Annotated in this window: 24 protein-coding genes; 12 read left to right on the top strand and 12 right to left on the bottom strand. The window is 63.9% G+C overall.

Annotated elements, in window-relative coordinates; genetic code table 11:
- Position 1: 1 nt before the first annotated feature.
- From JQ631_RS02555 to JQ631_RS02545, 3 genes are all read right to left on the bottom strand, one after another.
- A complete protein-coding gene (locus tag JQ631_RS02555; RefSeq protein ID WP_212323706.1) occupies positions 2-1,216 on the bottom strand; it encodes an NAD(P)/FAD-dependent oxidoreductase in 1,215 nt (404 codons plus the stop codon).
- 67 nt (positions 1,217-1,283) lie between these two features.
- Positions 1,284-2,675, bottom strand: a complete 1,392-nt coding sequence (locus tag JQ631_RS02550; protein ID WP_212323704.1) for an MFS transporter — start codon at positions 2,673-2,675, stop codon at positions 1,284-1,286.
- Positions 2,676-3,008: 333 nt separating this feature from the next.
- Positions 3,009-3,926: an intradiol ring-cleavage dioxygenase gene (locus JQ631_RS02545; RefSeq protein WP_212323703.1), complete on the bottom strand. Its 918-nt coding sequence runs from the start codon at positions 3,924-3,926 to the stop codon at positions 3,009-3,011.
- Positions 3,927-4,099: 173 nt separating this feature from the next.
- On the opposite strand from JQ631_RS02545, the gene JQ631_RS02540 reads away from it, so the two are divergent.
- Positions 4,100-5,374, top strand: a complete 1,275-nt coding sequence (locus JQ631_RS02540; protein WP_212323701.1) for a serine hydrolase domain-containing protein — start codon at positions 4,100-4,102, stop codon at positions 5,372-5,374.
- Positions 5,375-5,529: 155 nt separating this feature from the next.
- Here the strand turns inward: JQ631_RS02540 and JQ631_RS02535 are convergent, their stop codons facing one another.
- On the bottom strand, positions 5,530-5,763 hold the full coding sequence (locus JQ631_RS02535) for a hypothetical protein (RefSeq protein ID WP_212323700.1): 234 nt from the start codon (positions 5,761-5,763) through the stop codon (positions 5,530-5,532).
- 137 nt (positions 5,764-5,900) lie between these two features.
- On the opposite strand from JQ631_RS02535, the gene JQ631_RS02530 reads away from it, so the two are divergent.
- The 4 genes from JQ631_RS02530 (at position 5,901) to JQ631_RS02515 (ending at position 10,399) form a co-directional block, all read left to right on the top strand.
- On the top strand, positions 5,901-6,245 hold the full coding sequence (locus JQ631_RS02530; RefSeq protein WP_212323699.1) for a DUF1236 domain-containing protein: 345 nt from the start codon (positions 5,901-5,903) through the stop codon (positions 6,243-6,245).
- A 338-nt stretch (positions 6,246-6,583) separates the two neighbouring features.
- Positions 6,584-8,041 (top strand): sensor histidine kinase, encoded by a 1,458-nt coding sequence (locus JQ631_RS02525; RefSeq protein ID WP_212328461.1) that lies wholly within the window; start codon positions 6,584-6,586, stop codon positions 8,039-8,041.
- A 16-nt stretch (positions 8,042-8,057) separates the two neighbouring features.
- A complete protein-coding gene (locus JQ631_RS02520) occupies positions 8,058-9,191 on the top strand; it encodes a mandelate racemase/muconate lactonizing enzyme family protein (RefSeq protein WP_212323698.1) in 1,134 nt (377 codons plus the stop codon).
- A 272-nt stretch (positions 9,192-9,463) separates the two neighbouring features.
- Positions 9,464-10,399: an MBL fold metallo-hydrolase gene (locus JQ631_RS02515; protein ID WP_212323697.1), complete on the top strand. Its 936-nt coding sequence runs from the start codon at positions 9,464-9,466 to the stop codon at positions 10,397-10,399.
- 100 nt (positions 10,400-10,499) lie between these two features.
- On the opposite strand, the gene JQ631_RS02510 is transcribed toward JQ631_RS02515, so the two are convergent.
- The 3 genes from JQ631_RS02510 to JQ631_RS02500 are packed head-to-tail and all read right to left on the bottom strand — an operon-like array spanning position 10,500 to position 13,386.
- Entirely contained in the window at positions 10,500-10,964 is a 465-nt protein-coding gene (locus JQ631_RS02510) for a DoxX family protein (protein ID WP_212323696.1), read from the bottom strand.
- A 27-nt stretch (positions 10,965-10,991) separates the two neighbouring features.
- On the bottom strand, positions 10,992-12,350 hold the full coding sequence (locus tag JQ631_RS02505) for an MFS transporter (RefSeq protein ID WP_212323694.1): 1,359 nt from the start codon (positions 12,348-12,350) through the stop codon (positions 10,992-10,994).
- Positions 12,319-13,386, bottom strand: coding sequence for an amidohydrolase family protein (locus JQ631_RS02500; RefSeq protein WP_212323692.1), 1,068 nt, complete (start codon positions 13,384-13,386; stop codon positions 12,319-12,321). The genes JQ631_RS02505 and JQ631_RS02500 overlap by 32 nt, the downstream gene beginning before the upstream one ends.
- Positions 13,387-13,563: 177 nt before the next feature.
- Here JQ631_RS02500 and JQ631_RS02495 point away from each other — a divergent pair, with 177 nt between their 5' ends.
- Together JQ631_RS02495 and JQ631_RS02490 are read left to right on the top strand one after the other, a co-directional pair.
- On the top strand, positions 13,564-14,118 hold the full coding sequence (locus tag JQ631_RS02495) for a MarR family winged helix-turn-helix transcriptional regulator (RefSeq protein ID WP_212323690.1): 555 nt from the start codon (positions 13,564-13,566) through the stop codon (positions 14,116-14,118).
- Between the two features lie 16 nt (positions 14,119-14,134).
- The gene (locus tag JQ631_RS02490) at positions 14,135-15,352 is read left to right on the top strand and encodes a 3-hydroxybenzoate 6-monooxygenase (protein WP_212323688.1); all 1,218 of its coding nucleotides are present in this window, start codon (positions 14,135-14,137) and stop codon (positions 15,350-15,352) included.
- Between the two features lies 1 nt (position 15,353).
- On the opposite strand, the gene JQ631_RS02485 is transcribed toward JQ631_RS02490, so the two are convergent.
- Both JQ631_RS02485 and JQ631_RS02480 read right to left on the bottom strand, forming a co-directional pair.
- Positions 15,354-16,085, bottom strand: a complete 732-nt coding sequence (locus JQ631_RS02485; RefSeq protein WP_212323687.1) for a cytochrome c biogenesis CcdA family protein — start codon at positions 16,083-16,085, stop codon at positions 15,354-15,356.
- Between the two features lie 208 nt (positions 16,086-16,293).
- The gene (locus tag JQ631_RS02480) at positions 16,294-16,560 is read right to left on the bottom strand and encodes a hypothetical protein (RefSeq protein WP_212323686.1); all 267 of its coding nucleotides are present in this window, start codon (positions 16,558-16,560) and stop codon (positions 16,294-16,296) included.
- 470 nt (positions 16,561-17,030) lie between these two features.
- Here JQ631_RS02480 and JQ631_RS02475 point away from each other — a divergent pair, with 470 nt between their 5' ends.
- The 5 genes from JQ631_RS02475 (at position 17,031) to JQ631_RS02455 (ending at position 21,585) form a co-directional block, all read left to right on the top strand.
- A complete protein-coding gene (locus JQ631_RS02475) occupies positions 17,031-18,080 on the top strand; it encodes a LysR family transcriptional regulator (protein WP_212323685.1) in 1,050 nt (349 codons plus the stop codon).
- A 29-nt stretch (positions 18,081-18,109) separates the two neighbouring features.
- Positions 18,110-18,481, top strand: coding sequence for a helix-turn-helix domain-containing protein (locus tag JQ631_RS02470; RefSeq protein WP_028179980.1), 372 nt, complete (start codon positions 18,110-18,112; stop codon positions 18,479-18,481).
- 292 nt (positions 18,482-18,773) lie between these two features.
- Positions 18,774-20,132 carry a L,D-transpeptidase family protein gene (locus JQ631_RS02465; RefSeq protein WP_212323684.1) on the top strand — a complete coding sequence of 453 codons (1,359 nt, stop codon included), beginning with the start codon at positions 18,774-18,776 and terminating at the stop codon, positions 20,130-20,132.
- A gap of 108 nt (positions 20,133-20,240) precedes the next feature.
- Positions 20,241-21,056 (top strand): enoyl-CoA hydratase, encoded by an 816-nt coding sequence (locus tag JQ631_RS02460; RefSeq protein ID WP_212323683.1) that lies wholly within the window; start codon positions 20,241-20,243, stop codon positions 21,054-21,056.
- A 241-nt stretch (positions 21,057-21,297) separates the two neighbouring features.
- The gene (locus JQ631_RS02455; RefSeq protein WP_212323679.1) at positions 21,298-21,585 is read left to right on the top strand and encodes a hypothetical protein; all 288 of its coding nucleotides are present in this window, start codon (positions 21,298-21,300) and stop codon (positions 21,583-21,585) included.
- Between the two features lie 50 nt (positions 21,586-21,635).
- Here JQ631_RS02455 and JQ631_RS02450 read toward each other — a convergent pair whose 3' ends face one another.
- From JQ631_RS02450 to JQ631_RS02440, 3 genes are all read right to left on the bottom strand, one after another.
- Positions 21,636-22,034: an ASCH domain-containing protein gene (locus JQ631_RS02450; protein ID WP_212323678.1), complete on the bottom strand. Its 399-nt coding sequence runs from the start codon at positions 22,032-22,034 to the stop codon at positions 21,636-21,638.
- 35 nt (positions 22,035-22,069) lie between these two features.
- Positions 22,070-23,149 carry an isocitrate/isopropylmalate dehydrogenase family protein gene (locus JQ631_RS02445; protein ID WP_212323677.1) on the bottom strand — a complete coding sequence of 360 codons (1,080 nt, stop codon included), beginning with the start codon at positions 23,147-23,149 and terminating at the stop codon, positions 22,070-22,072.
- 136 nt (positions 23,150-23,285) lie between these two features.
- Positions 23,286-24,353 (bottom strand): alcohol dehydrogenase, encoded by a 1,068-nt coding sequence (locus tag JQ631_RS02440; protein WP_212323676.1) that lies wholly within the window; start codon positions 24,351-24,353, stop codon positions 23,286-23,288.
- Positions 24,354-24,377: the final 24 nt, after the last annotated feature.

The following is a 24,377-nucleotide window of genomic DNA, read 5'->3' as shown; positions in this document are numbered from 1 at the left end:
CTCAAGCCGCCTTGGGAGCCACAAGGGTGCGGCCAAACATCATGTCGGCGCGAATCCCGGCGATCTTCTCGCGGGTACGGATCAGCTCGAGATACCAGAGCGCTTCCGCAGTATCGCCGATCAGCACCGCGCCGGTGAGGCGTCCGTCTGCGATCACGAGCTTCTTGTAGGTGCCGCGCCTGCGGTCGGTCAGCACCAGGCTCTCGCTGCCGTCGGCGCCCATGAAGTCGCCGGCAGAGAACACGCTGACGCCGGATACTTTCAGATTGGTCGCGACCACGCTGCCCTGATAGGCGGCGGGACGGCCGCCGAGATGCCGCGCCAGCACGCGCGCCTGCTCATAGGCCGGCTCGACCAGGCCGTAGCAGATGCCGCGATGCTCCGCGCATTCGCCGAGCGCGAAGATGTCCGACGATGCGGTCTGCATCACGTCGTTGACGACGATGCCGCGGTTGACGGCAATGCCGGCCTCCTCGGCCAGCGCAATGTTGGGCCTGATGCCAGCGGCGAAGATCACGGCGTCCGCCTCGATGCGGCTGCCGTCGGCAAGCTCGACGGCCTGGACGTGGCCCTCACCGTGGATGCGGGCGGTCGAGGCGTTGAGCAGGATACGGACGCCCTTGCGCTCCACCAGCGTCTTGAGCAGATCAGCGGCAGGCCCATCGAGCTGACGCTCCATCAAACGGTCCATCAGATGCAGCAGCGTCACGGGTGCGCCGGCTTTCGCAAGACCATAAGCCGCTTCGAGACCCAGCAGACCGCCGCCGACCACGACGACGCGCTTCTTCGCCGCCGCCAGCGCCAACAGCAGATCGACGTCGCGGGTGTCGCGAAAGGTGTGCACGCCGGCGAGATCGGCGCCGGGCACCTTGAGCCGCAGCGGCGTCGATCCGACGGCGAGCACGAGCTTGGAATATTCCATGCTCTCTTCGCCTGATATCTTGAGCTCGCGGCGGCCGGTATCGATCTCGGTGACGCGATATCCGTAGCGCACGGTGACGCCGCGATGGCGCCACCAGTCCGCAGGTCTCAAATCGATCTCGTGCGAGCCAGTCTCGCCGGCCAGCACTGACGAGAGCAGCACCCTGTTGTAAGCGAGCCGCGGCTCCTCACCGATCACGGCGATCGCATAGCGACCGAGCGCCGTCTTGGCGAGTTCGTCGACCAGACGCGCGGCTGCCATTCCGTTCCCGACGATGACGAGCGGTTCACTCATGAGACCTTCCTGTTCCAAGCCTGCCGTGGAGCTTCTCCCCGCGTACGGGGAGAAGCGGGTACGTATCCTAGATCCTCGCTTCGGCGAGGCTTCCGGCGCCTTCGCCCTGTGGGCTGCGACGCAGATAGAACCACCAGGTGAGCGCGAGACAGGAGGCGTAGAAGGCGAGATAGATCACGAGCGCGAGCTGCGGACCGCCGGTCATGGCGATCGACTTGCCGAAACCACTCGGGATCAGATAGCCGCCGACGGCACCGACCGCGCCGATGAAGCCGACCGCCGCACCGCTCTCGATGCTCGCCGTCTTCAGCGCGACCGCCCGTGCCGCATCGCCTTCGCCGCGCACCTTGAACAGGTTCTGCTCGCGGAAGATCGAAGGGATCATGCGATAGGTCGAGCCGTTGCCGATGCCCGTCGTGACGAACAGGATCAGGAACATCGACAGGAAGCCGATGAAGTCCTGCTGCCCGACGAAGTAGAGCACGCCGACGGTTGCGGCCGCCATCACCATGAAATTCCAGAACGTCAGGATCGAGCCGCCGATCTTGTCGGCAAGCAGGCCGCCAAGCGGTCGCGACAGCGAGCCGACCAGAGGCCCGAGGAACGCGATCGCGATCGTCACCGTCGGAAACTGCGTCTTGATCAGCAGCGGGAACGCAGCCGAATAGCCGATGAAGGATCCGAACGTGCCGATATAGAGATAGGCCATGATCCAGGTGTGCTTGCGCTTGACCACCGCGAGCTGGTTCTTGATCGACGACTTGGCCGCGGTGAGGTTGTTCATGAAGAACACCGCGCCGAACACCGCGACCGCGATCGGCAGCACCCACATCAGGCCGGCGTTTTGCAGGAACACACCGCCGACGGGACTTGCCTGGAACAGGTTGATGACCCCGAGTGTCATCAGGATCGGCGTCAGCAGCTGCACGCTGGAGACGCCGATATTGCCGCCGGCCGCATTCAGGCCGAGCGCCCAGCCCTTCATCCGGTCGGGGAAGAAAAACGAGATGTTGGTCATGCTGGAGGCGAAATTGCCGCCGCCGAGACCGGCGGTCGAAGCCACCAGCAGCATCAGCCAGAACGGCGTATCGGGCTGGCTCACGAAATAGGCGAGCGACAGCGTCGGAATAAACAGCACGGCTGCGCTGAAAATGGTCCAGTTGCGGCCGCCGAAGGTCGTGACCGCGAAGGTGTAGGGGAAGCGCATCAATGCGCCGATCAGCCCCGGCACCGCGATCAGCTGAAACAGCTCGTCGGTGGAATAGTGGAAGCCGGCCTGCGGCAGCTTGGTGGTGACGATGCTCCAGATCAGCCAGACCGAAAAGCCGATGTGTTCGGCGACGATCGACCAGATCAGGTTACGCCGGGCGACGGCATTGCCGCCCGCATTCCAGAACGCCTCATCTTCGGGGCGCCAGTCAGAAATCCAAGCCTGACTTAGAGACGGATCTTTCGTCATTGATAATCCCTTTGGTCGCATCGCTGCGTCGTTGCAGACCCAGCCTCCAGGCGTGGAGGCGCGCCGAGGCATCGCCCCGGTGGCGAGTTCGCGATGCTGATTGATGATGTCGAGTGACGGCGTCGGTGGCGTCAGAGCTTGTTATTCAAGGCCTGTGCCAGCGCACGGACGGACAAAAAAATTACGTTGTAGCAATAGCTTATTTGAATTCGATCAAAAGATGAGCACACCCACGAATGCATCAAAAAGTCGCGACGCGCCCATTTCTTGAATGGGCAATCGCTCACTCCTTGTGCGGCGCACAACAAATGAGCGAATGCCCAAGAAGTGACGTCAGGCCGGCTCGGCCGCCTTGGTCCCGAGCGGCTTGGGGGCGAGGCCGCCGCCCGGCTTGAGGTGGAATTCGTAGGTCATCAGGTGCCACTGCCCGTTGGCCTTGGTGCCGTCGGGCATCGCCGCGTCGTTGTGCGGTTCGACCTTGGCGACGAGGTCGTCCTTGACCCCGAACACGACGTCGGAATCGAGATATTTGTCGCCGTCCATGAAGACGTGGGTGATCAGCGGCTCATAGCCCTTCGCGTTGACCAGGAAGTGCACATGCGCCGGGCGCATCGGATGGCGCTTGGTCTGCACGATCATCTCTCCGACCGGCCCGTCGGTCGGGATCGGATAGCTGCACGGCAGGATCGTGCGGAAGAAGAAGCGGCCATCGCTGTCGGTGATGAAGCGCGCCCGTGCCGAGGCACCGACCTCGTCATAATTCGTCTTCTGGGAATCGTAGAAACCGTCATCGTCGGCGTGCCAGACGTCGACCGGGACGTTCGCAAGCGGCTTGCCCTTGAGATCGGTGACGCGGCTCTGCACGAACATCCGCTCGCCCGTAAGATTGTTCGGCGAGATATCGGTGCCGTGGGGGGTGACCTTGTGCTCGCCGACATAGAACGGGCCGAGCACTGTGGTCTGGGTCGCGCCGTCGCGGTCGCGATGGTTGACCGCATCGACCAGCATGGAGACGCCGAGCACGTCGGAGAGCAGGATGAACTCCTGGCGGGTGTCCGTGCATTTCTGGCCGGTACGGGTCAGGAAATCGATGGCGTATTCCCACTCCTCGAAGGTGAGACCGGTCTTGCTCACGTAATCGTGCAACGACTTCACCAATTCCTGGAGCAGGAATTTCGCGCGCGGATTGGGCGTGTTGTCGAAGCTCCTGACGACGGCCTCGGTGAGTTCGGTCTCGTTGAACTGGGTCATGCTGCGTTTGCCCTTAGGTTTTTCTCGTTGGCCCCGCGGGATCTTGAGGGGCTCCTTGGAGGCGTTCCAGACTGGAGCCTACACCATCAGGCGACCTCGCGTTAAGCGCGACCCGCTTGGAATAAGGCCCTCATTTCGGCTATCAACGCCTGAGAAAACCGCCGGAGGAACTGATGCTCGCCCCTACCCCCGCCTCGCCCGAATCCGTGGGCATGTCCAAGACCGCGCTCGACCGCGTCGATGCCCATCTGAAGGCCAGGTACATCGACGCCGGCCGCTTCCCGGGCACGCATCTGCTGGTCTACCGACGCGGCAAGATCGCCCACAGCTCGGTGCAGGGCCTCGCCGATGTCGAGCGCAAGGTGCCGGCCAAGGACGACACCATCTACCGCATCTATTCCATGACCAAGCCGCTCACGAGCGTCGCCTTCATGATGCTGGTCGAGGAAGGTCTGGTCGCGATCGACGAGCCGGTCGCCAAATACATTCCGGAATGGAAGAATCTCGGCGTTTTCGTCGCGGGCACTCACCCCAACTTCCTGACCCGGCCGCCGTCCCGGCCAATGCTGATCGTCGACCTGTTGCGCCACACGGCTGGACTGACATACGGCTTCCAGCAGCGCTCCAATGTCGATGCCGGCTATCGCGCCGAGAAGATCGGCGAGGTCGAGAAGTCAGGCACGCTCCAGGGCATGATCGAGAGCCTCGCAAAAATCCCGTTGGAGTTCTCACCGGGCGAATCCTGGAACTACTCGGTCGCGACCGACGTGATCGGGTACCTCGTCGGCAAGATCTCGGGCATGCCGTTCGAGCAGTTTCTAAAGCAACGCATCCTGGACCCGCTGGGCATGACCGACACCGATTTCCACGTGCCGGCCTCGAAGGCGCATCGCTTCGCCGCCTGCTACAACGCCGATCCCGGCGGTGGCTTCACCATGCATGCCGGCCAGCGCCGCGAGGGCCTGACGCTTCAGGACGACCCGACCAAGAGCTCGTTCCTGGCGCCGCCCTCCCTCATTTCAGGAGGCGGCGGGCTCTGCTCGACCATGGCCGACTATCTCACCTTCTGCCGCGCGCTTTTGAACGGCGGCGAGCTTGGCGGCATCAGGCTGATCGGGCCGAAGACGCTGGCGCTGATGACCAGCAACCACATTCCGGGCGGACAGGCGCTGCCGGACGTGTCGCGTTCGCTGTTCTCGGAGGCCACCTATAACGGCATCGGCTTCGGTCTCGGCTTTGCGGTGACGATGCGCCCGGCCGAGACGCTGATCGCCGGCAGCCCTGGTGAATATAATTGGGGCGGCGCGGCCACGACCTCGTTCTGGATTGATCCGGCCGAGGAGCTGATCACAATCTTCATGACGCAGGTGCTGCCGTCGAGCGCCTACCCGCTCCGTCGCGAGCTGCGCAGCATGGTCTACGCCGCGATCACGGAGAGCAATCTCTGACGTTCCCAACATTTGTTGTATCGGGCTCCGCGAGTCTTCGCGGAGCCCGATACTGTTTGGCCTAGTGGAAGTGGCCGATCAGATAGATGCCGCCGCCGACAACGAGCACGGCCGGCACGGCCCACAAGATCAGAACTGGCATTCTGTCGTCCTCCTCAGTTTGACGTGCAGACCTTGACGGTCTTCATGCCGCTCTCAGCCTCGGTGCGCGACTTGTAGATCGTGCCCGAGGGGCTGACGACGGTCATGCTCGTGTCGGTCGGCTTCTTGTCGACGATGGTGCACTTCTTGGTCTTGACGTCCTGCACGACGTAGAATTCGTCGGCCGCGAACGCCGGTAGTGAAAACGCAGCAACCATCACGGCCGCGGTTACGATCCTCAGCTTCATTCTCTCCTCCTCCAATTGCCGGGCGTTCCGCGCCCAGTCGATTTGCAAACGGGAAAAAGTAGCATTTTGTTCCTATCGGCCGGGAACGTCGCCAGCGATGAGATGTTGGTGCGGCGCTTGTTATCGAGGAGGACAAAATGAAAAAGCTACTCCTGCTGTCCGCAGCAGCGCTGATGATCTCGACCGGCGCGTTCGCACAATCCACCGTGGTGACCACGACCGGAACCGGTCATGCCGCGGCGGTCCAGATCGAGCCGCAATACCGGACGCGGATCAAATCCTACGTCACCGAGCATCATCTGCGGCCGGTGACGACGAAGGAAAAAATCATCGTCGGCGCGACGGTTCCAACCGATGTCGAACTCGAGGCGGTCCCGGCCGATTGGGGTCCGTCGCTCACGCACTATCGCTACGTCTACTCCGGCGAACGCGTGATGCTGGTCGATCCCGGCACACGAACGGTCGTGCAGGAAATTGACTAAAACGTAACGGACGGGCGGTCGCCGCAATGGCGGCCGCCCTCCTGGAGTCGATCACATGACATCGCGTCGAGAAGCCCGGATCGCCGGGCTCAGCCTGGCGGCCGTGTACGCCGTGTGCCTGCTGCTCACCGCAATCAGCATGAGCTGAGGTGCCGGCGACTGCCCCGCCGAATTCTTCCAGCCTGCTCGCCGGATACGAAAATCATGGCGCAGCACAATTCCTGCCCGTATGGTTCTCTCCAAAATCATAATCCGGCGCGCGAGGCGCTGGAATCGGGACGCCCGCGTTGTCAAAGCTCACCCTGCCGGTCCGGCTCGCTCTCCTGGTCACGGGAACGATGTTGCCGTTGATCGTCTTTGCCGTCGGCCTTGCTTATTCCAACTATCGCCAGGACCGCAGCGATGCGACGCGCCGGGTGCTCGAGACGGTACGAAGCATGCGCCTCGTGCTCGATTCCGAGGTGCAGCGGATGACGGGCGGCCTGCAGGTGCTCGCGCTCAGCGAATCCTTGCGCAGGGGTGACTTCGAGAGTTTCCGGCGCTCCGCAGCCGGATTCATCAGCCAGTATGGCGAGGACAGCGTCCTGCTGCTGGCCGACAAGTCCGGGCACCAGCTGTTCTCGACGGTCACGACCGAAACCGCGAGCCTGCCGCCGCGCAACAACCGCGAGATCGTCGAACGCGTCTTCACAACCAAGACGCCGCAATTCTCCGACCTCTTCACCGGATCAACCAAGAAGCGCCCGATCGTCACGGTCGAAGTCCCGGTGCTGCGCGACGGCGAGGTCGTCTACACGCTTTCCTTCAGCCCGCCAATCGACATCTTCCAGCACCTGGTCGAGCGGCAGCGCCCCGACGACCAATGGACCGTGTCGCTGCTGGACAGCAAGGGCACCGTGTTCGCGCGCGCCCCCAATCCGAATGAGACGTTTGGCAAGCAGGCCTCGCCGTCGCTGTTCGAAGCCATGTTCCGTTCACCCGAGGCTGCTCTGTCGAGCGTCTCGCTCGACGGCGTTGCGCTTGCCTCGGCCTATACGCGGTCGCAACTAACCGGCTGGACCGTCGCGGCCGGCGTCACCGAGAGCTCTCTGATCGCGCCGCTCTGGCGCAACATCGCGATCACCAGCCTGATCGGCGGCGTGCTGCTGCTGGTCGGCCTTACCTTTGCGGTCAGGATGGCGACCACGATCGCGCGCGGCGAGATGCTGCATAATCTCCTGATCGAGGAGCTCAACCACCGCGTCAAGAACACGCTGGCCTTGATGCAGGCCATCGCCGTGCAAACGTTTCGCAGCGCAAGCCGCGACGAGCGTATCAAATTCGAAGGACGGCTCGGGGCGCTCGCCGAGGCGCACAATCTCCTCAGCCAGGAGAAATGGGCCGGCTCGGAGCTGAGAGACGTGATCGCCCGCGTGCTCCAGCCGTTTCTGCTGACCAATCCAGATCGCATCCGGATGGCAGGGCCCGCGGTGCCGCTGTCGCCGCGGCTTGCCGTCGTGCTGTCGATGATCGTGCACGAGATCGCAACCAACGCCGCCAAATACGGCGCGCTGTCGAACGAGACCGGCCGGGTGACCCTCGACTGGGAGGTCATCGCCGACACCACAAAACCGCGGCTGCGGCTGATCTGGACCGAGATCGGCGGCCCGTTGGTGACCGCGCCGGTGCAGCGCGGCTTCGGCTCGCGTCTGATCGAGCGCAGCGCGCGCGATCAACTTGGCGGCGAGGCAACGGTGGACTTCCTGCCGCGCGGCGTGGTCTGCACGGTGACCTGCGCGCTGGACGAGACACGATGAACCGGAAGCGATGGCAATGAAAATCACACGAATTCGCGCCCATATCCTCGAGGCAAAGCTCTCGCAGCCCTTCGCCTACTCGCGCGCCTGGTACGATACCCGCACCGCAATGCTGGTCGAGATCGAGACCGACGCGGGCCTGACCGGCTGGGGCGAATGCTACGGGCCGGCGCGGATGACGGCCGCCGTGGTGCAGAACGTGGCCTCCTGGCTCATCGGCGAGGACCCGCTGCGCACCGATGTGCTGTGGCAGACGATCTATGCGCGACTGCGCGATCACGGCCAGAAGGGCGTCGTGATCCAGGGCCTCAGCGGCATCGACATCGCGCTATGGGACATCAAGGGCAAGCATTTCGGCGTGCCGGTGCACCAGCTGCTCGGCGGCGCGGCGCGCAGAGAAGTGCAAGCCTATGCGACCGGGCTCTATCGGCGGAAGTCGGGCGATCCTCTCGAATATCTGGCGGAGGAAGCGGCCGGCTATGCGGCCGAAGGTTTTCGCGCCGTGAAGCTGAAGGTCGGCTTCGGTATCGCGGAGGATGCCGCCGTCACGCGCGCCGTGCGCGAAGCGATTGGTCCCGACGTCGCGCTGATGGTCGATGCCAACCATGCCTATGACGCGGTCGCCGCGATCCGGCTCGGCCGAATGATCGAACCCCTCGACATCGGATGGTTCGAGGAGCCGGTGCCGCCGGAGGACGTCGCAGGTTACCGCGCGGTGAAAGCCGCGCTCACAATTCCGATCGCCGGCGGCGAGTGCGAGTTCACGCGCTTCGGCTTCCGCGACCTGTTCGCCTCACATGCGCTCGACATCGCCCAGCCCGACACCTGCGCGGCCGGCGGCCTCACCGAATGCAAGAAGATCGCCGACATGAGCGAAGCCTTCGGTATCCGCTACAATCCGCATGTCTGGGGCACCGGGATCGCGATCGCCGCCTCGCTCCAGCTTCTTGCGGTGCTTCCCTCGTACACGCCGACCTCGCTCGCACCGCTCGAGCCGATGCTGGAGTTCGACCGCACCGAACATCCGATCCGGCAGGCGATCCTGAGAGAACCGATCGCGCATGCAAAGGGCGTTGTGCGCATCCCCGACGGTCCGGGGCTCGGGATCGAGATCGACCGCGAGGCCCTCGCGCGCTTTGCCGTGAGCTAGAGCGCGCCCCTCCCGCTTATCTCCGTTCAGGACCTCGACAACGCGCCGCCACCAGGCGTGCGTTTACGAAAACGTGCGCCTGCGCGGAGCACGATCGGACAAAAGGCGGCCGCTTCGGGAAAGACGCTCGGCCCTTGCAGCGCATAGTGGCCTCGCTCGCCACGACCAGCGCTCGCATTAGCAGCAATCTCTCGACAGGCACAGCAATCGCTCTGGGGCACTCGACTTTCCGGTTCGTTAGACATGACGACGTCTTGCCGGGAACACACATCATGACACAGGAGACCAACATGAACCTGCACAATCCCTCGCAACCCGTGGCATCGGGCACCGAAGAGCTCGTGCCGTCGCGCTACGCGCTGAAGATCGGCGAAATCGACGTGCTCGTGGTCAGCGACGGCGTGCTGCCGCTGCCGACCACGATGCTGGCGCACAATGCCGCTCCGGCCGAGCGGGCGGCCTGGCTGCACGACATGTTCCTGCCGCAGGACGCTTTCGACTGGGCGCTGAATGCGGTCATGGTCCGTAGCGGCGACAAGACCATCCTCATCGACGCCGGCCTCGGGTCCGACCCCGATCTGCACCTGCCGCGGGCAGGCCAGTTGACCAGGCGCCTCGAGGCCGCCGGCATCGATCTGTCATCCGTGACCGATCTGGTGCTCACCCATATGCACATGGACCACATCGGCGGGCTGCTCGTCGACGGCGTGAAGCAGCGGCTCCGCAAGGATCTGCGCATCCACGTCGCGGCCGCCGAGGTCAAGTTCTGGGAGGCGCCGGACTTCGCCCACACCAACATGCCGCAGGGTTTTCCGGACGCGCTCCGCGCGACCGCCAAGCAGTTCGTGAAGGAGTACGGCAGCCAGCTGCGGCCATTCGATGAGACGCACCAGATTGCGCCCGGCGTCGTCGCCCGTCGCACCGGCGGCCATACCCCCGGGCATAGCGTGGTACGGGTGGCATCCGGCGGCGACGCGCTGACCTTCGCCGGCGACGCGGTGTTTGCCGTCGGCTTCGATCAACCCGACTGGCACAACGGTTTCGAGCACGATCCCGAGGAAGCGGCGCGGGTTCGTATCAACCTCTTGCGAGACCTTGCCGCGACGGGCGAGCTGCTGGTAGCCACGCATTTGCCGTTCCCGTCGGTCGGACGCGTCGCGATCGACGGCGACGCCTTCCGCTGGGTGCCGGTGTTCTGGGACTACTGAGCGTTTGATCCATCAACTCGATCCAGGGCGCGCCGATGGCGTTGACGCGTGCGCGCCCTGGTTCAATTGCGGGCGGTGCGTTCGGCATCGCGGCGATCGGTCACGAGAGGCTCGGTGCGCGTTTGGGACCAGGCCAGATCGCGGACTGCGCGCTATAAGCGCCCGGCCCATAAGTCGCAATCATCGCAAGTGCGCCGAGCAGGCCAAGGTTCTTCAGGAAGTTGATGGTCTGCATCACGACCAGCGCTGCCGGCGCGGCCCAGAAATTGTGGAACATCAGTGTGGCCGCGATGGTGAACGGGATCAGGATCATGGCCGCCTGCCGCGCGAACAGACCGAGTATCAAGGCGATACCACATCCAAGTTCAACCGTCACTGCGCCCGCGGCGAGCAGTGCGCCGAAGCCGTCGGCGCCACCGGGAAGCCGGCCCGCCGTCGCGGTAAAGGCCATCACCTTTCCGACGCCGCTGTAGAGAAACAGCGGCGCGATCGCGACGCGCGCAAACAGAAGCACCCAGCTGTCGAGCGGGCCTGCGGTCTCAGCGGAACGGGTCGATGTCGGCATGTCATATCTCCTGTGGTGAAAATCTCGTTATTCCGCCGGGGCGACATCCGCGCGTGGCAGGCGGTCCGCGGCGGCGAAGCCGAGCGATCCGATCGCCAGCGCGCCGACGATGCACGCGCCGCCGATCGCCCAGAACACGGCGTCCGGGCCACCGGTGGCCTGTTGCAGCAGACCGATGACGTAAGGACCGAGAATTGCCCCTACCCGGCCGACGCCCAACTCCATCCCGACGCCGCTGGCGCGGAAACTGGTCTCGTAAGAGCCGGCGGTGAAATTGTTCAGCACGTGCTGCGCGCCGATGATGCAGAAACCGGCGACGGCGACGATGGCGAGATTGACGCCGTGACCGCTGACGAAGACGAGCGCCAGCACGGCAATACCGCCGGTGATCCACCATGTCGCGAGGTAACGCGGCGTCAGCGCGAAATTGCGGTCGGCCAGCATCGCGAGCGTGAGGCCGCCGATGAAGGACATCGCCTGCATCAGCGCGCCGAAGCCGAACGAGGCCGCAAACGTCTCGCCGCGCTTGAGCATGACGGTCGGAATCCAGCCGGTGAGACCGAAGATCGCGAACAAGGTGAGAAACGCGGTGAACCAGATGGTCAGGGAGACGCGGCGATAGCGCGGGCTCAGCAACGCGCTCAATGCGCTCCGTGAGGACGTGCCGTCATTCGTCACGAAGCTCGCGTTCTCGTAGGCTGCCGCCCGCTCCGGCCGCAGCCGTGTAAGCAATGCGCGCAGCTCCGGGATACGCGCGCGCGAGGCCAGGAAGCGCGGGCTCTCAGGCAGAATGGTGTGCGCCACGAAGGTCAACGGGATCGACAGCGCGCCGGCGTAATAGAGGATCTGCCAGCCGTGCTGCGGCGTCAGGAACACGCCGACGAGACCGGCGGCGACGCCGCCGAGCGACCAGCCCAGTGTCACGCCCCAGAGCGAAAAGGTGTTGCTGACGCGCTTCGGCGCGAGCTCGTTGATGAACGTCGTTCCGAGCGGCAGCAGCACCCCGAGACCGAGCCCGGTGGCGAAGCGCAGGGCGCAATAGCTCCAGAAATCGCCGGCGAATACCGCGGTCAGCAACGTGAAGACGTTGACGATCCACAGGCCCGCAAGCAGCGTGCCGCGGCGGCCAAGGCGATCCGCGACGCTGCCGTGACCGATCGCGCCGAACAGGAAGCCGAACAGACCAGAGCTCACCAAAAGCCCCGCCTGACTTGGCGCGAGCCCCCAGGGCTGCATGACATAGTGGATGACATAGGCTGGATTGAAAGTGTCGTAGCCATCGAACAGCGTGATGAGCGTGATCAGGATGCCGAGCAACTTGTGGAATGGCCCGACCGCGGCGCCGGATAATTCCTCATGCACGTCGATTTCGGACGAGATGCTCACGGGTTTCCTCCATTGGATATGACGATTGGTCCTGCTCTGCGGCAGGTTGATTGGTTGCTTCGCCGAGCCCGAACAGAGCGCGGGCGTTGTCGCGGCCGATCTTGCGGCGATCACCTTCGGAGATCGTCGCCGTGTCGAACCAGTCGGCAGCGTGATCGATGTTCTCGAACGGCCAGTCGGCGGAGAACAGGATCCGGTCGGCACCGATCTCGAGCATGGCGTCGATCAGCGCCTGGGTGCGGAAATTGCCGGACGTGGTGATGTAGAAATTCTCCCGGAAATATTCCGCGATCTTGCGCTTCGCCGGATAGGCGTTCTGGGTCTTCATCCACTTGTTGTGGTTGTCGACGCGCCACATCGAGTAAGGCAGGCCCTCGCCCATGTGACCGAGAATGATCTGGAGCCTCGGATAGGCGTCGAACAGGCCCGAGCCCATCAGGCGCAAGGCATGCACCGCGGTTTCCTGACCGAATGCCCAGGTCGGCCCCAGCAGCCAGCGATGGCCCTCGTAGATCGCTGCGTCTCTGGCCAGCGGATTGCGCGGGTGCAGATAAAACGGGACGCCGAGGCGCTCGGCTTCCGCCCAGAACGGCCAGAACTCCTTGCGATCGTAGTAGATGGCCTGATCGGCCCCAGTGAGCTCGCTGAAGCCGTTGACGAGCGCGCCGCGGAATCCAAGCGTGCTGACGCAACGATCGAGTTCGCGCGCGGCGCCTTCCGGGTCCTGCATCGGCAGCGCTGCGAGCCCCTGGAAGCGTTCGGGCCGCCTTGCGACCTGCTCGGCGAGAAAGTCGTTGGCCCGGCGCGATAGATCCATCGCACGATGACGATCCGGAATCGCCTGCACCGCGGGCGCATTCAGCGACAGCAGCATCAGCTCGATGCCGTGGGCATCCATCTCCGCGAGCCGGCGATCGTGGATGTCGAGCAGCCGCGCCTTGAGCTCGATCCAGTCCTGGGACGGTGCGAAGCCCGCACTGTCCTGGACGGTGTCGTCCATCGCGAAATGCTCTTCGAGCGTAATCTTGCCCTGCATGGCGGCGTTCCTTCGGCTTTGCTTTCGGCGTTGACAAAGCAAAGCACCCGCTGCAAATACTTGTCAATGAGAAAGTTGCATTTGCAAATGATTGAAACACAAATATTGCACATGCGAAGGTTGGCGCTTAATCCGGGCGAGGCTCTCCTGCCAGGACCCAAGCCCGGACCTAAACTCATGTATCGATTTTCGAATTCGCTTCCCTATCTGCTCGCCCGGCTCGGCGTGCGCATGGGCGACCTGTTCACGCGCGTGATCCGTCACGAGAAGTTGACGCTGCCGATGTATCGCGTGCTGGCCGCGCTGTCGGAGCAAGGCCACCCGCTGCGTCTCGGCGAGATCGCCGAGCTGACCTCTGCCGATGTGTCGACGCTGTCGCGCATCGTTGCGGAGATGAGCCGCACCGGCCTGTTGACGCGCGACCGGCCCGAGAACGACCAGCGCAGCCTCCAGGTCGCGCTGACGCCCAAGGGTACCGAGCTCGCCGGACGGCTGATGCCGCTCGCCGCCTATTACGAAGAGGTGGTCACCGGCAGCATGTCCGCGAAGGAGGCGGCCGAGCTCAAGCAGGTGCTGGTCGAGCTTTACCACAACATCGATCGGCTCGAGCAGGAAGTCGAAGCCGGTCAGATCACGGTCGCGCCGCCGGCGCGACCGAAGGACGCCCGCGACGAACGCGCGGAGAGGCGCGGCAAGGCGAGCCAGCCGCGTGGAAAGACATCAAGGAAATAGAGAAACAGGAGAGGACATGCGGCAGGATCCCATCATCATTGCAGGCGGCGGCATCGGCGGACTTGCAGCCGCAATCGCGCTGGCGCAGAAGGGTTTCCAGGTCACGGTCCTCGAGCGCGCCTCGCGCTATCAGGAGATCGGCGCCGGCATTCAGCTCGGCCCCAACGCGTTTCACGCCTTCGATCGCCTTGGCCTCGGCGATGCGGCACGGTCGATCGCCGTTTTCATCGATCAGCTCCGCCTGATGGATGCGATCTCGGCGGAGGAGATCACCAATATCGATCTCACCAGTCATTTCCGCCGGCGCTTCGGCAATCCCTATGCCGTGGTCCATCGCGGCGATCTGCACGGCATCTTCGTCCGCGCCTGCGACGCGCATCCCAATGTCACGTTGAGGACCGACTGCGATGTCGCCGGATACGAGCAGAACGGCGCACGCGCGGCGGCCCTGCTCAAATCAGGCGAGCGCATCAGCGGGTGTCTGCTGATCGGCGCCGACGGGCTGCGTTCGCGCATTCGCCAGCAGATGGTCGGCGACGGTGCGCCGCGGATCGCCGGCCACACCACCTATCGCTCGGTGATCCCGACCGAGCAGATGCCGGAGGATCTGCGCTGGAACGCGGCGACGCTGTGGGCCGGCGCCAAGTGCCACCTGGTGCATTATCCGCTGTCAGGCTGGAAAGTGTTCAACCTCGCGATCACCTGCCACAACGATCCGGCCGAGGCCTTCGCCGCCAGGCCCGTGACCCACGACGAGGTCCTCGCGGAATTTCGCGACGTGCATCCCCGTGCCAAGGCGATCATTCATCACGGCAGGGACTGGAAGGCCTGGGTGACGTGCGATCGCGATCCGACCGATCGCTGGATCGACGGACGCGTCGTACTGCTGGGCGACGCCGCGCATCCGATGCTGCAATATTTTGCGCAAGGCGCCTGCATGGCGCTGGAAGACGCGGTCTGTCTGGCCGACGCGCTCGACGCCGGCGAGGGCGACAGCGCCCACGCGCTGGAGCGTTACAGGAATGCACGGCTGCTGCGCACCGCACGCGTCCAGCTCCAGGCGCGCGAGCTCGGCGACCACGTCTACCATCCCGCCGGCGTCCATGCGCTGCTGCGCAACCAGCTGATCCGCGAGACCAGCCTGGAGGGCTTCTGCGAGAATCTCGCCTGGCTCTATCAGGATCCGTTCGCCGACCGGACGGGAGATAGCGCCGGGACAGCGGCGCGGGCGTGAGTTAGCCGATCGTCTGCAACGCCGGAAACGTCTCCAGTAGCCAGATGCTGACATTGGAGACCGCGCCAGTGAGAAAACCGATGCCGGTGATCACCATCAAGACGCCCATGGCGCGCTCGACATTGACGAGCTGACCCTTCATGCGCGCGAACAGCTTCGAGAACTGCTCGATCATCAGCGCCGCGATCAGGAAGGGAATGCCGAGGCCTGCGGAATAGACCGCAAGCAGTCCTGCGCCCTTCGTCACCGTCGCCTCGGCCGCGGCGATCGAGAGGATCGCGGCGAGGATCGGTCCGATGCAGGGCGTCCAGCCGAAGGCGAAGGCGAGCCCCATCACATAGGCGCCCCAGAGGCCGACGGGTTTTGGTGCGGTCAGGCGGCCCTCGCGCATCAGCAGGCCGATGCGCGTCAGGCCGAGGAAGTGCAGCCCCATGATGATGATGACGATGCCGGCGAGGATCGACAGTTCCGCCGACCAGGCGCGGATCAGGGAGCCGATCAGCGAGGCGCTGGCGCCGAGCGCCACGAACACCGTGGAGAAGCCGAGCACGAACAGCACCGCCGCCATCATGATCGCGCGCTTGGAGGTCGACGCCGGCTGGTCGCTCCCGACATGCTCGATCGTGGCGCCGGTGAGATAGATCAGATAAGGCGGGACCAGGGGCAGCACGCAGGGCGAAAGGAAGCTGACGAGACCGGCAATCAGCGCCGCCGTAATCGAGACATGTTGCATGATGCAGTCGGAGCCATCCCGGGCTCTCGGGCTGGGCGCGGGGAATGCGCACGGAACCGGAGCCGAACCGGCTCTGGTGTAGCCGATGCCGGGGAATGCGCAACAGATGCGCGATCAAACCAGGGCTCCTCCCGATGCCGTCTGCGATCACAGATGCGGCATCGGGACGCGCACAAATCTCGCCAAAAAGCGAGATCAGGCGGCGCGGCTACTTCACCACGCGGAGCAGCGGACGCCGGGGCTGGTCCTGCGTCTGCTTGGAGGGGGGCAGCGGTTCGCTGGCAGCGCTCCGCAGCATTTCGTCGCACAGCGCCTTGAGGTCGGCACTGTCAATTCCTTTGAGCTTCATCCTGACATCCAGGATGACGATCGAGAGCAAGTCGGCCGATTCGCGGCTGTTGCTCTCGTTGAGAACCTTGCGGCACTCCTCGAGCGTCTCGAGCACCGACTGCAACTGTTCGTCTGAATGCGACACGGCGTTCTTTCCGTTAATTCGGGCTGCGAGTCGTGCTTGGAAAAATCCCCTCGGCCCCCAGAGAGCGCCGAGGATAGCACGACGAATCCGCGCCCTCGAAGACGAATTGAATGTGGTTCTTTGTCGAAATCGCGGTTCCAGACGGCATCGCACCGCGGCTTAAGTCGGAACGGTCAGAAACAAAACGCTTGAGCCTGCGCGATTGATCCATCGCATGAAAGCGCACAGATTTTCGCACGCCATCTTCCGGCCCAGATGGACCCGGCAATCCCGCAGCCATTTTAAGGCTCGCAACGGAACGCACGTCTACCCCTCTTCCGGGCCGAAATTTGCCCGATTCCCAACCTGAAACGCACTCCAATACCATCGCGGGCGCGGTAAGTATGGCGTTCAAAACTCACCGTTCCCCAACCCGTCGTGGTTGTGGTTTGCGCTAGATTCTGCCAGTTTAGCGGCCCGAAGGGACTTGTATGCACTCCTTGGCGGAAAGGGGCGTTCCACTGGAGGAACGCCTAAAAACAAATATCAGCGGCCTCTCCGATTGGGATGCGGCCCGCATTTTCCTGGAAGTCGTTCGATGCGGAAGTTTCCGCTCGGCGGCCGAACGCCTGTCCTTGTCGATCAATGCCGTCCGCCGCCGGATCGACGATTTCGAACGACAGACCGGAACCACCCTGTTCACCCGCGACGTCCACGGCACCCACCTGACCGATGAAGGCGCGCTGGTGGTGTCCGCCGTCGAACGCATGGAAGCGGCCGCCTTCGACGTGCTGCGCACCAGCGATTCGACCGCCAATGCCCTCACCGGCGAGGTCCGCGTCGCCGTCACGGAAGGATTGGGCACGTTCTGGCTTGCGCCGCGGCTGGTCGAATTCCAGCAGGCCTATCCGAACGTGCTGGTCGACCTGCACTGCGCGATGCGCTCGGCCGACGTCTCCCGCCACGAGGCCGACGTCGCCATCCATCTGTCGCGTCCCTCGGCGCTCGACGTCAAGCTGGTCCGGCTCGGCCGCATGCATTTGATGTTCTGGGCCTCCAAAAGTTACGTCGAGAAACATGGCGCGCCGCGCTCCGCGGTGGAATTGATCAAGCACCGCCTGGTGCTGCAATTCGCCGATCAGATCGCCGCCAAGGAAACCTTTGAGAGCTTCTTCCCGGGCGTTCCGGAACGTGACCTTCTGGTCATGAAGACCAACGTCTCGAGCGCCAACTACTGGGCAGTCGCGAACGGCGCCGGGATCGGCGTCTTCCCGAGCTACGCCATCGCGCTTGGCGGGAAGTTGATTCCACTGGAGGTCGAGTTGAACCGGCCGCTGGATATCTGGTTGTCCTACCATCCCGGTAGCGGCCGGATTCCCCGCGTGCGGCACATGATTGACTGGCTGATCGAAGCTTTCAATCCAGCTCGCTTCCCGTGGTTTAAGGAAGAATTCGTGCACCCGCATGAATTCAAGGACTCGTATATGGGCGAACCCCTGACCCAGCTCTTCGGGGGATTTTCAACCGAAGAACAAAGGTGAAAACTAAAATGAAAGCAGCGGCGAAGAGAATGAAGCAGCGCAGTGCCGGCAAGCCGGACATTGAGCTGGGCAAGCGGATCCGCCTGCGGCGCGTCGAGATGAAGATCTCGCAGGCTGAGCTTGGCGAAAAGCTCGGCGTCAGCTTCCAGCAGGTCCAGAAATACGAGAAGGGCGTCAATCGCGTCGGCGCGGCTCGGCTTCAGCAGATCGCCACCGCCCTCGATGTGCCCGTGACCTTCTTCTATGACGGCGACAACAAGGCCCGCGAAGTCGAGAGCCTCCTGTTCCTGGACTCGGCTTTCAGCCTCCGCCTGCTGCGCGCCTACAGCAAGATCAAGGATCAGACGGTGCAGCGTCAGCTCGTCTCGCTGATGGAATCGATCGCGGCGAACGAAAGCTGAGCCGGTCGACGGTCTGGCCTTCACGGCCGATGTTCAATCCGCCGCGCCGCGTGGGCGGATTGGGCGGGACCTGACGGATCCGATTTGAGCCTGCGCGCCATCCGCGCGCGGTCACGGCTTTTCGGGGCGGCCTGGCCGCCCCTTTTTCTTTGTGTTTTTTGAGCATCCGGCGGCCATTCATCGCCGATGTCGCGAACCGGTCCCAACCTTGCTGCGACCTAATCGAGGGCCCCGGTGCAACGCCGGGGCTCGACGCGCCGCGCTTAAGGGGCTCATGGGGAAGACCAAGCAGATGTCGAAACGTCATGCCGTGATCATTGTCATCGGCCTCCTCGCCAGCGCCTCCGCGCTCGCGCAGACCGAGACGACGGGCCAGGCCGGCCCCAGGACCAATGCCTCGCCCGCCGCTCCATCAGGCACGTTGCCTTCGGCTGCCAACCCGGCCCACTCCGCCGCCCCCAAAGCAGCAGCAGCCCCGGCGTCGACCGCCGAGAGCCGCTCAGCCGCAGCGCTCGCGCTGACGCATGAGCCGACCTTCGACGAGGGCACCGCGCAGCGGATCAAGGACGCGGCGCTGAGCTATTCCGATCTCGCGGTGCGCGGCGGCTGGCCGACCATCCCCGCCGACGCCAAATTCACGCTCGGCGTCCAGGGCGCCAGTGACGCCCTCCTCCGCAAGCGGCTGATCCTCTCCGGCGATCTCGCCGCCGACAAGGCGAGCGGTGCCTTCGACCAGGATCTCGCTGATGGCGTGAAGCGCTTCCAGGCCCGTCACGGCCTCGCCCCCACCGGCATGATGACACCCCGCACGCTCGCCGCGATGAACGTCCCGGTGCAGAAACGCATCCGCCAGCTCGAAGCCTCGCTCGAGCGGCTCGAGAACACCAATTTCAGCTTCGGCCAGCGCTATGTCGTGGTCAATATTCCCGCCGCCTTCGCCGAGGCGGTCGAGAACGACGTGGTGGTGCGGCGCTATCGCGTCATCGTCGGCAAGACCGAAAAGCCCTCGCCGACGCTGACGGCCCAGATCACCGGCGTCGTGCTCAACCCGACCTGGACCGTACCGTCCTCGATCGCCAGGACCGAGATCTCCGCGCATATGCGCAAGGATCCGACCTATCTGTCGCGCATGCACATGGAGGTGCTCGATGCTCACGACAATCCGATCGATCCACATTCGGTCGACTGGTCGGGCACGCACGCGCCGAACTTCACCGTGCGCCAGCAGAACGGCACGTTCAACGCGCTCGGCGCGGTGAAGATCGACATGCCGAACTCCTATTCGGTTTACATGCACGACACCAACCAGCGCAATCTGTTCAGCGACGACTATCGCTTCGATTCCCACGGCTGCTCCCGCGTCGACAATGTCCGCGATCTCGCCGCCTGGCTGCTCAAGGACCAGCCGAAATGGACGCGCGTCGCGATCGACGCGGAGATCGCCACCGGGCAGCACCTCGAAGTCCCCATGGCCAGGAAGGTGCCGGTGGCCTGGATCTATCTCACGGCGTGGATGACCAAGGACCAGACCGTCCAGTTCCGCACCGACGTCTATAACCAGGACGAGCAATTGCTGGAGGCGACCGCCGAAGAGGCGGCGTTCTTCAGCAATGCGGGCAATCATCCGCTGACCGCACACATGGCGCAGTAGGCATGCAATCGCGGCACGGGTGGATGCAGAGCTGCATCCCCTGCCGCGGTTGACCCAGGCCTCGCCAAAGCCGCACATTGCGCGTCGTCAACGACAAGCGAGCGCGCGATGCCTGATCTTTCCCAAGAAACTCCCTACGCGGGCGGCAAGATCCTCAAGCAGATCACCGACGGCGTCGGCGTGATCACCTTCAACAATCCCGACAAGCGCAACGCGATGTCGCTGGAGATGTGGGAGGGATTTGGCGAGGCGCTGACGGCCTTGCGCGACGATGACACGGTGCGCGTCGTGATCATGCGCGGCGCCGGCGGCAAGGCGTTCGTCTCGGGCGCCGACATCAGCCAGTTCGAGAAAGTCAGGCACAACGCGGCGGCGTCCGAGGAATACAGCAGGCGCAGCGCCGCCCAGCGCGCGCTGCTCGCCGATTACCCGAAGCCGACCATCGCCTGCATCCAGGGCTTTTGCCTCGGCGGCGGCATGCAGGTCGCGATGCTCGCCGACATCAGGATCGCCGCACATGACAGCCAGTTCGGCATTCCCGCAGCGAAGCTCGGCATCGCCTATGGCTTTGACGGCTTGCGGCACCTGGTGTCGCTGGTCGGCCCGTCCTGGGCCCGGCTTCTGATGTACACGGGCATGCGCATCGATTCCACGGAGGCGCTGCGCATCGGCCTCGTCGAGCGCGTGATCCCGGACAACCAGCTCTGGGGCGAGACCATGGCGATTGCCGAGACGATCTCACACAACGCGCCGCTCGCGATCAAGGCCGCAAAGATCACCATCGCCGAAGTTCTCAAGGACGAGAGCGCCCGCGACATGGACGCGATCAGGGCAATCGGCACGGCCTGCATGGACAGCGCGGATTTTCGCGAAGGCCGGCAGGCGTTCATGGAAAAGCGCAAGCCGCAGTTCCAGGGGAAGTGAATCTTCCGTCGTTATGAGCGCACATCTCTCACCGCGTCATTGCGAGGTCGAAGCAGTCCACGTCGACAGTCTGGATTGCTTCGCTTCGCTCACAATGACGATGCGGAGAGAGCGGAACGCCTGGAACCCCTGGCCAATCTGAACCTTCATTCAGGAAGATTAAATTCCTCGCCGTCTTGCGCTGCGATAGCAACCAATTGATCTGCGGCAAGTTCTCCCGCCACCAATGAGGGAGATCGTGATGAAACTCAAATTTGCTGTTCTTGGTCTGGCTGCGCTCGGCAGCGCCGCGCTGGCGTCGGGACAAGCGCTGGCGGCGATGCCGAACGGAATTCCGCAAGCCGACAAGGTCGCAAGCGGCCCGGCGGCGAATGTCGATCAGGTGCGGCTTGTCTGCAATGCCTGGGGCCGCTGCTGGCGGCGCCCCAATTTTTACGGAGCCTACGGCTATTATGGCGGCCCGCGGCGTTTCTATGGTTACGGCCCGCGTCGATGGGGCTGGGGCCATCGTCACTGGCACCGCTGGTAAATGACGAAGGGGCCGCAAGGCCCCTTTTTCTTGCAAGGCCATGCAAGCCGTCAGTCGTCGAAAACCTCGATCAGGCGAAAGCGTTCGCACATCAGCATCATGTCTTCGCTGAACCGTCCCAGCCGACCGAAATAGGACCGATGGGCGCTGCGCCAATGGGCGAGGCTTCGATCGCCCTCCCCCTCGTCGCAGGCAAAGGCGGCATCGACGTCATGGAAGCGCCGATAGGTGACCTCGATGGTTTCAATGACGCAGCGCGGTTGCCCCCGCCCGTCGAGCACGACCCAGCGCTCACCGGGAGTCGACGTGTTTGGTTCGTCTTCCGTGCTGCACGTCGCGGTCTTGACACCCTTGACGACGAGATCAAGCAATTCATCTGCGAGCGCGGGACTGTCGCCGAAGGCAAAGGTCCGGAGGTGTCGATAATGTTCGGGGACCGGATTGCCCATCAACGTCCAGTTCCTCCAACATCGGCCTCCGGTGCCTACAGCGCCCCGAGCACCGCTTTCGTGATATCAGCCGTTCCATTGCTGCCGCCGAATTCCATCGGCTTGAGACCGCCGGCATAGACCTGATCCACCGCGCGCTCGATCTGTTCGCCCGCTTCAGCGGCACTCTCAAGGCCGTGCTTGTCGGCGAGCCAGTCCAGCATCATCGCCGCCGACAGGATCATGCCGGTGGGATTGGCCTTGCCCTGTCCCATGATATCGGGCGCGGTGCCATGGCACGGCTGGAACACGGCATATTTGTCGCCGATGTCGGCCGACGGCGCCATGCCGAGGCCGCCGATCAGGCTGGCGGTGATGTCGGAGACGATATCGCCGAACATGTTCTCCATCACCATCACGTCGAAATCCCAGGGACGCTTGACCAGCATGGCCGAGCAGGCATCGACATAAAGCCGATCGGTCTTCACCTCGGGATGCTTCTTCGCGATCTCGTCAAAAATGCTGCGGAAGAACGCAAACGCCTTGAACACGTTCGCCTTGTCGACGCAGGCAAGCGTGCCCGGCTTGCCGCGCGCCTTGCGCCGCTCGGCGAGACGAAACGAGAAGTCGAACAGGCGCTCAGAGGTCTTGCGGGTGATCACCATGGTCTCACGCGCATCCTCGTGGGTGACGACGCCCTTGCCCATCGAGGCGAACAGGCCCTCGGTGGATTCGCGGATCACCACGAGATCGATGCCGCGCATGTCGGCGCCGACGATCGGGCTCGGCACGCCCGGGATGAGGCGCGCCGGGCGTACCCCGGCGTACAGATCGAAGATGAAGCGCAGCTCTATCTGCGGCGCGATCTCGGTGTTGTCGGGGTAGCGCACCGACGGCAGGCCGCAGGCGCCGAGCAGGATTGCGTCGGCCTCCTCGCACAGCTTGATGGTGCTCTCAGGCATCGACTTGCCGGTGGCGAGATAATTGGTGGCACCGGCGGGCGCCTCGGTGAAGCGGAAGCGCAAGCCGGACTTCGCCTCGATCTTGCGCAACACCTCGAGTGCGGGCGCCATGACTTCGGGGCCGATGCCGTCACCGGCGAGCACGGCAATGTGGAAGGCGTTATTTGCGGACATTCAGAGGGCCTCGAGGAAGGAGCTGGCCAGGTCGTCATTGCGAGCGAAGCGAAGCAATCCAGAACTGTATCTGTAGAAGCACTCTGGATTGCTTCGTCGCTTCGCTCCTCGCAATGACGGAGGTGAGAGCGTCGAACTACGGCGTCAGGACCGTGCGCCCGACCACTGCGCCCTGCTGCAATTGCACCAGCGCGTCGTTGGCCTTGTTGAGCGGCGCCTTCGTCACCGGGATCGGCGCGATGTTCTTGGCACGCACGAGGTCGAGCAGTTCCTGCGTCTCGCGCAAATTGCCGACATAGCTGCCCTGGATCGTCACGGCCTTGATCGGGATCAGCGGCAACGCCCAGGTCGCCCCGCCGCCGAACAGGCCGACGATGACGAGCTTGCCCCCCTTGGCCAGGCAATCAAACCCGAGCTGCGTCGTCGCGGCGTTGCCGACGAGGTCGATTACCGCGCGGATCGGACCGCCCGCTTTCTTGGCGAGCTGCTCCAGCGCATCCGGTGCCTTTGGATCGATAGTCGCGAGCGCACCAGCCTTCTCAGCGGCTTCGCGCTTCTTCGCATCGATATCGAGCATGATCGCACCCTTGCCGCCCATCGCTTTGAGCAGCGACAGCGCCATCAGCCCGAGGCCGCCGGCGCCGAACATCACGATCGGCGCATCAAAATGTTGCTCGACCTTCTTCAGCGCACTGTAGGTCGTGACTCCCGAGCAGGCGTAGGGCGCGGTCGTGGCGGGATCGAGACCCTTCAAGTTGAGCAGGTAGCGCGGATGCGGCACCAGCATGTGGTCGGAATAGCCGCCATCGCAATAGACGCCGAGCGAGCGCGGCGTCGCGCACATGTTCTCGTCACCGGCAACGCAAACAGCGCACTTTCCGCAGCCGATCCAGGGATAGACGAGGCCGGTATCTCCGGGCTTGAGATCACCCTGGTCGCCCGGCTTCACGTCTGGACCGAAGGCGAGAACTTCGCCTACGGTCTCATGGCCCATGGTCAGCGGCAGCTTGATGCCACGGTCTTTCAGCGACAGCGGCTTGCGGCCATGGCCGAGATCGTAGCCGCCTTCCCAGATGTGGAGATCGCTGTGGCAGACACCGGCGGCCTTCACCTTGATCAGCACTTGCGTACCTGATGGCTGCGGCGTCGCCTCGTCGAACTCCTGCAGCGGCGCCTTGAAATCGGCGACCTTGAAACTCTTCATCAGCGTCCTCCAAGCATACTTGTC

Source organism: Bradyrhizobium manausense (assembly GCF_018131105.1).
Classification (GTDB): domain Bacteria; phylum Pseudomonadota; class Alphaproteobacteria; order Rhizobiales; family Xanthobacteraceae; genus Bradyrhizobium; species Bradyrhizobium manausense_B.
Note: the sequence above shows the minus strand (reverse complement) of the source record. Positions and strands in the feature narration are given on the sequence as shown.

Coding starts and splice junctions, on each gene's coding strand:
- JQ631_RS02540 (WP_212323701.1), top strand. CDS start 4,100: ATGCTCGCCCCTACCCCCGCCTCGCCCGAATCCGTGGGCATGTCCAAG.
- JQ631_RS02525 (WP_212328461.1), top strand. CDS start 6,584: ATGTTGCCGTTGATCGTCTTTGCCGTCGGCCTTGCTTATTCCAACTAT.
- JQ631_RS02550 (WP_212323704.1), bottom strand. CDS start 2,675: ATGACGAAAGATCCGTCTCTAAGTCAGGCTTGGATTTCTGACTGGCGC.
- JQ631_RS02455 (WP_212323679.1), top strand. CDS start 21,298: ATGAAACTCAAATTTGCTGTTCTTGGTCTGGCTGCGCTCGGCAGCGCC.
- JQ631_RS02490 (WP_212323688.1), top strand. CDS start 14,135: ATGCGGCAGGATCCCATCATCATTGCAGGCGGCGGCATCGGCGGACTT.
- JQ631_RS02510 (WP_212323696.1), bottom strand. CDS start 10,964: ATGCCGACATCGACCCGTTCCGCTGAGACCGCAGGCCCGCTCGACAGC.
- JQ631_RS02520 (WP_212323698.1), top strand. CDS start 8,058: ATGAAAATCACACGAATTCGCGCCCATATCCTCGAGGCAAAGCTCTCG.
- JQ631_RS02530 (WP_212323699.1), top strand. CDS start 5,901: ATGAAAAAGCTACTCCTGCTGTCCGCAGCAGCGCTGATGATCTCGACC.
- JQ631_RS02465 (WP_212323684.1), top strand. CDS start 18,774: ATGTCGAAACGTCATGCCGTGATCATTGTCATCGGCCTCCTCGCCAGC.
- JQ631_RS02470 (WP_028179980.1), top strand. CDS start 18,110: ATGAAGCAGCGCAGTGCCGGCAAGCCGGACATTGAGCTGGGCAAGCGG.
- JQ631_RS02450 (WP_212323678.1), bottom strand. CDS start 22,034: ATGGGCAATCCGGTCCCCGAACATTATCGACACCTCCGGACCTTTGCC.
- JQ631_RS02500 (WP_212323692.1), bottom strand. CDS start 13,386: ATGCAGGGCAAGATTACGCTCGAAGAGCATTTCGCGATGGACGACACC.
- JQ631_RS02515 (WP_212323697.1), top strand. CDS start 9,464: ATGACACAGGAGACCAACATGAACCTGCACAATCCCTCGCAACCCGTG.
- JQ631_RS02440 (WP_212323676.1), bottom strand. CDS start 24,353: ATGAAGAGTTTCAAGGTCGCCGATTTCAAGGCGCCGCTGCAGGAGTTC.
- JQ631_RS02535 (WP_212323700.1), bottom strand. CDS start 5,763: ATGAAGCTGAGGATCGTAACCGCGGCCGTGATGGTTGCTGCGTTTTCA.
- JQ631_RS02555 (WP_212323706.1), bottom strand. CDS start 1,216: ATGAGTGAACCGCTCGTCATCGTCGGGAACGGAATGGCAGCCGCGCGT.
- JQ631_RS02445 (WP_212323677.1), bottom strand. CDS start 23,149: ATGTCCGCAAATAACGCCTTCCACATTGCCGTGCTCGCCGGTGACGGC.
- JQ631_RS02495 (WP_212323690.1), top strand. CDS start 13,564: ATGTATCGATTTTCGAATTCGCTTCCCTATCTGCTCGCCCGGCTCGGC.
- JQ631_RS02485 (WP_212323687.1), bottom strand. CDS start 16,085: ATGCAACATGTCTCGATTACGGCGGCGCTGATTGCCGGTCTCGTCAGC.
- JQ631_RS02460 (WP_212323683.1), top strand. CDS start 20,241: ATGCCTGATCTTTCCCAAGAAACTCCCTACGCGGGCGGCAAGATCCTC.
- JQ631_RS02475 (WP_212323685.1), top strand. CDS start 17,031: ATGCACTCCTTGGCGGAAAGGGGCGTTCCACTGGAGGAACGCCTAAAA.
- JQ631_RS02545 (WP_212323703.1), bottom strand. CDS start 3,926: ATGACCCAGTTCAACGAGACCGAACTCACCGAGGCCGTCGTCAGGAGC.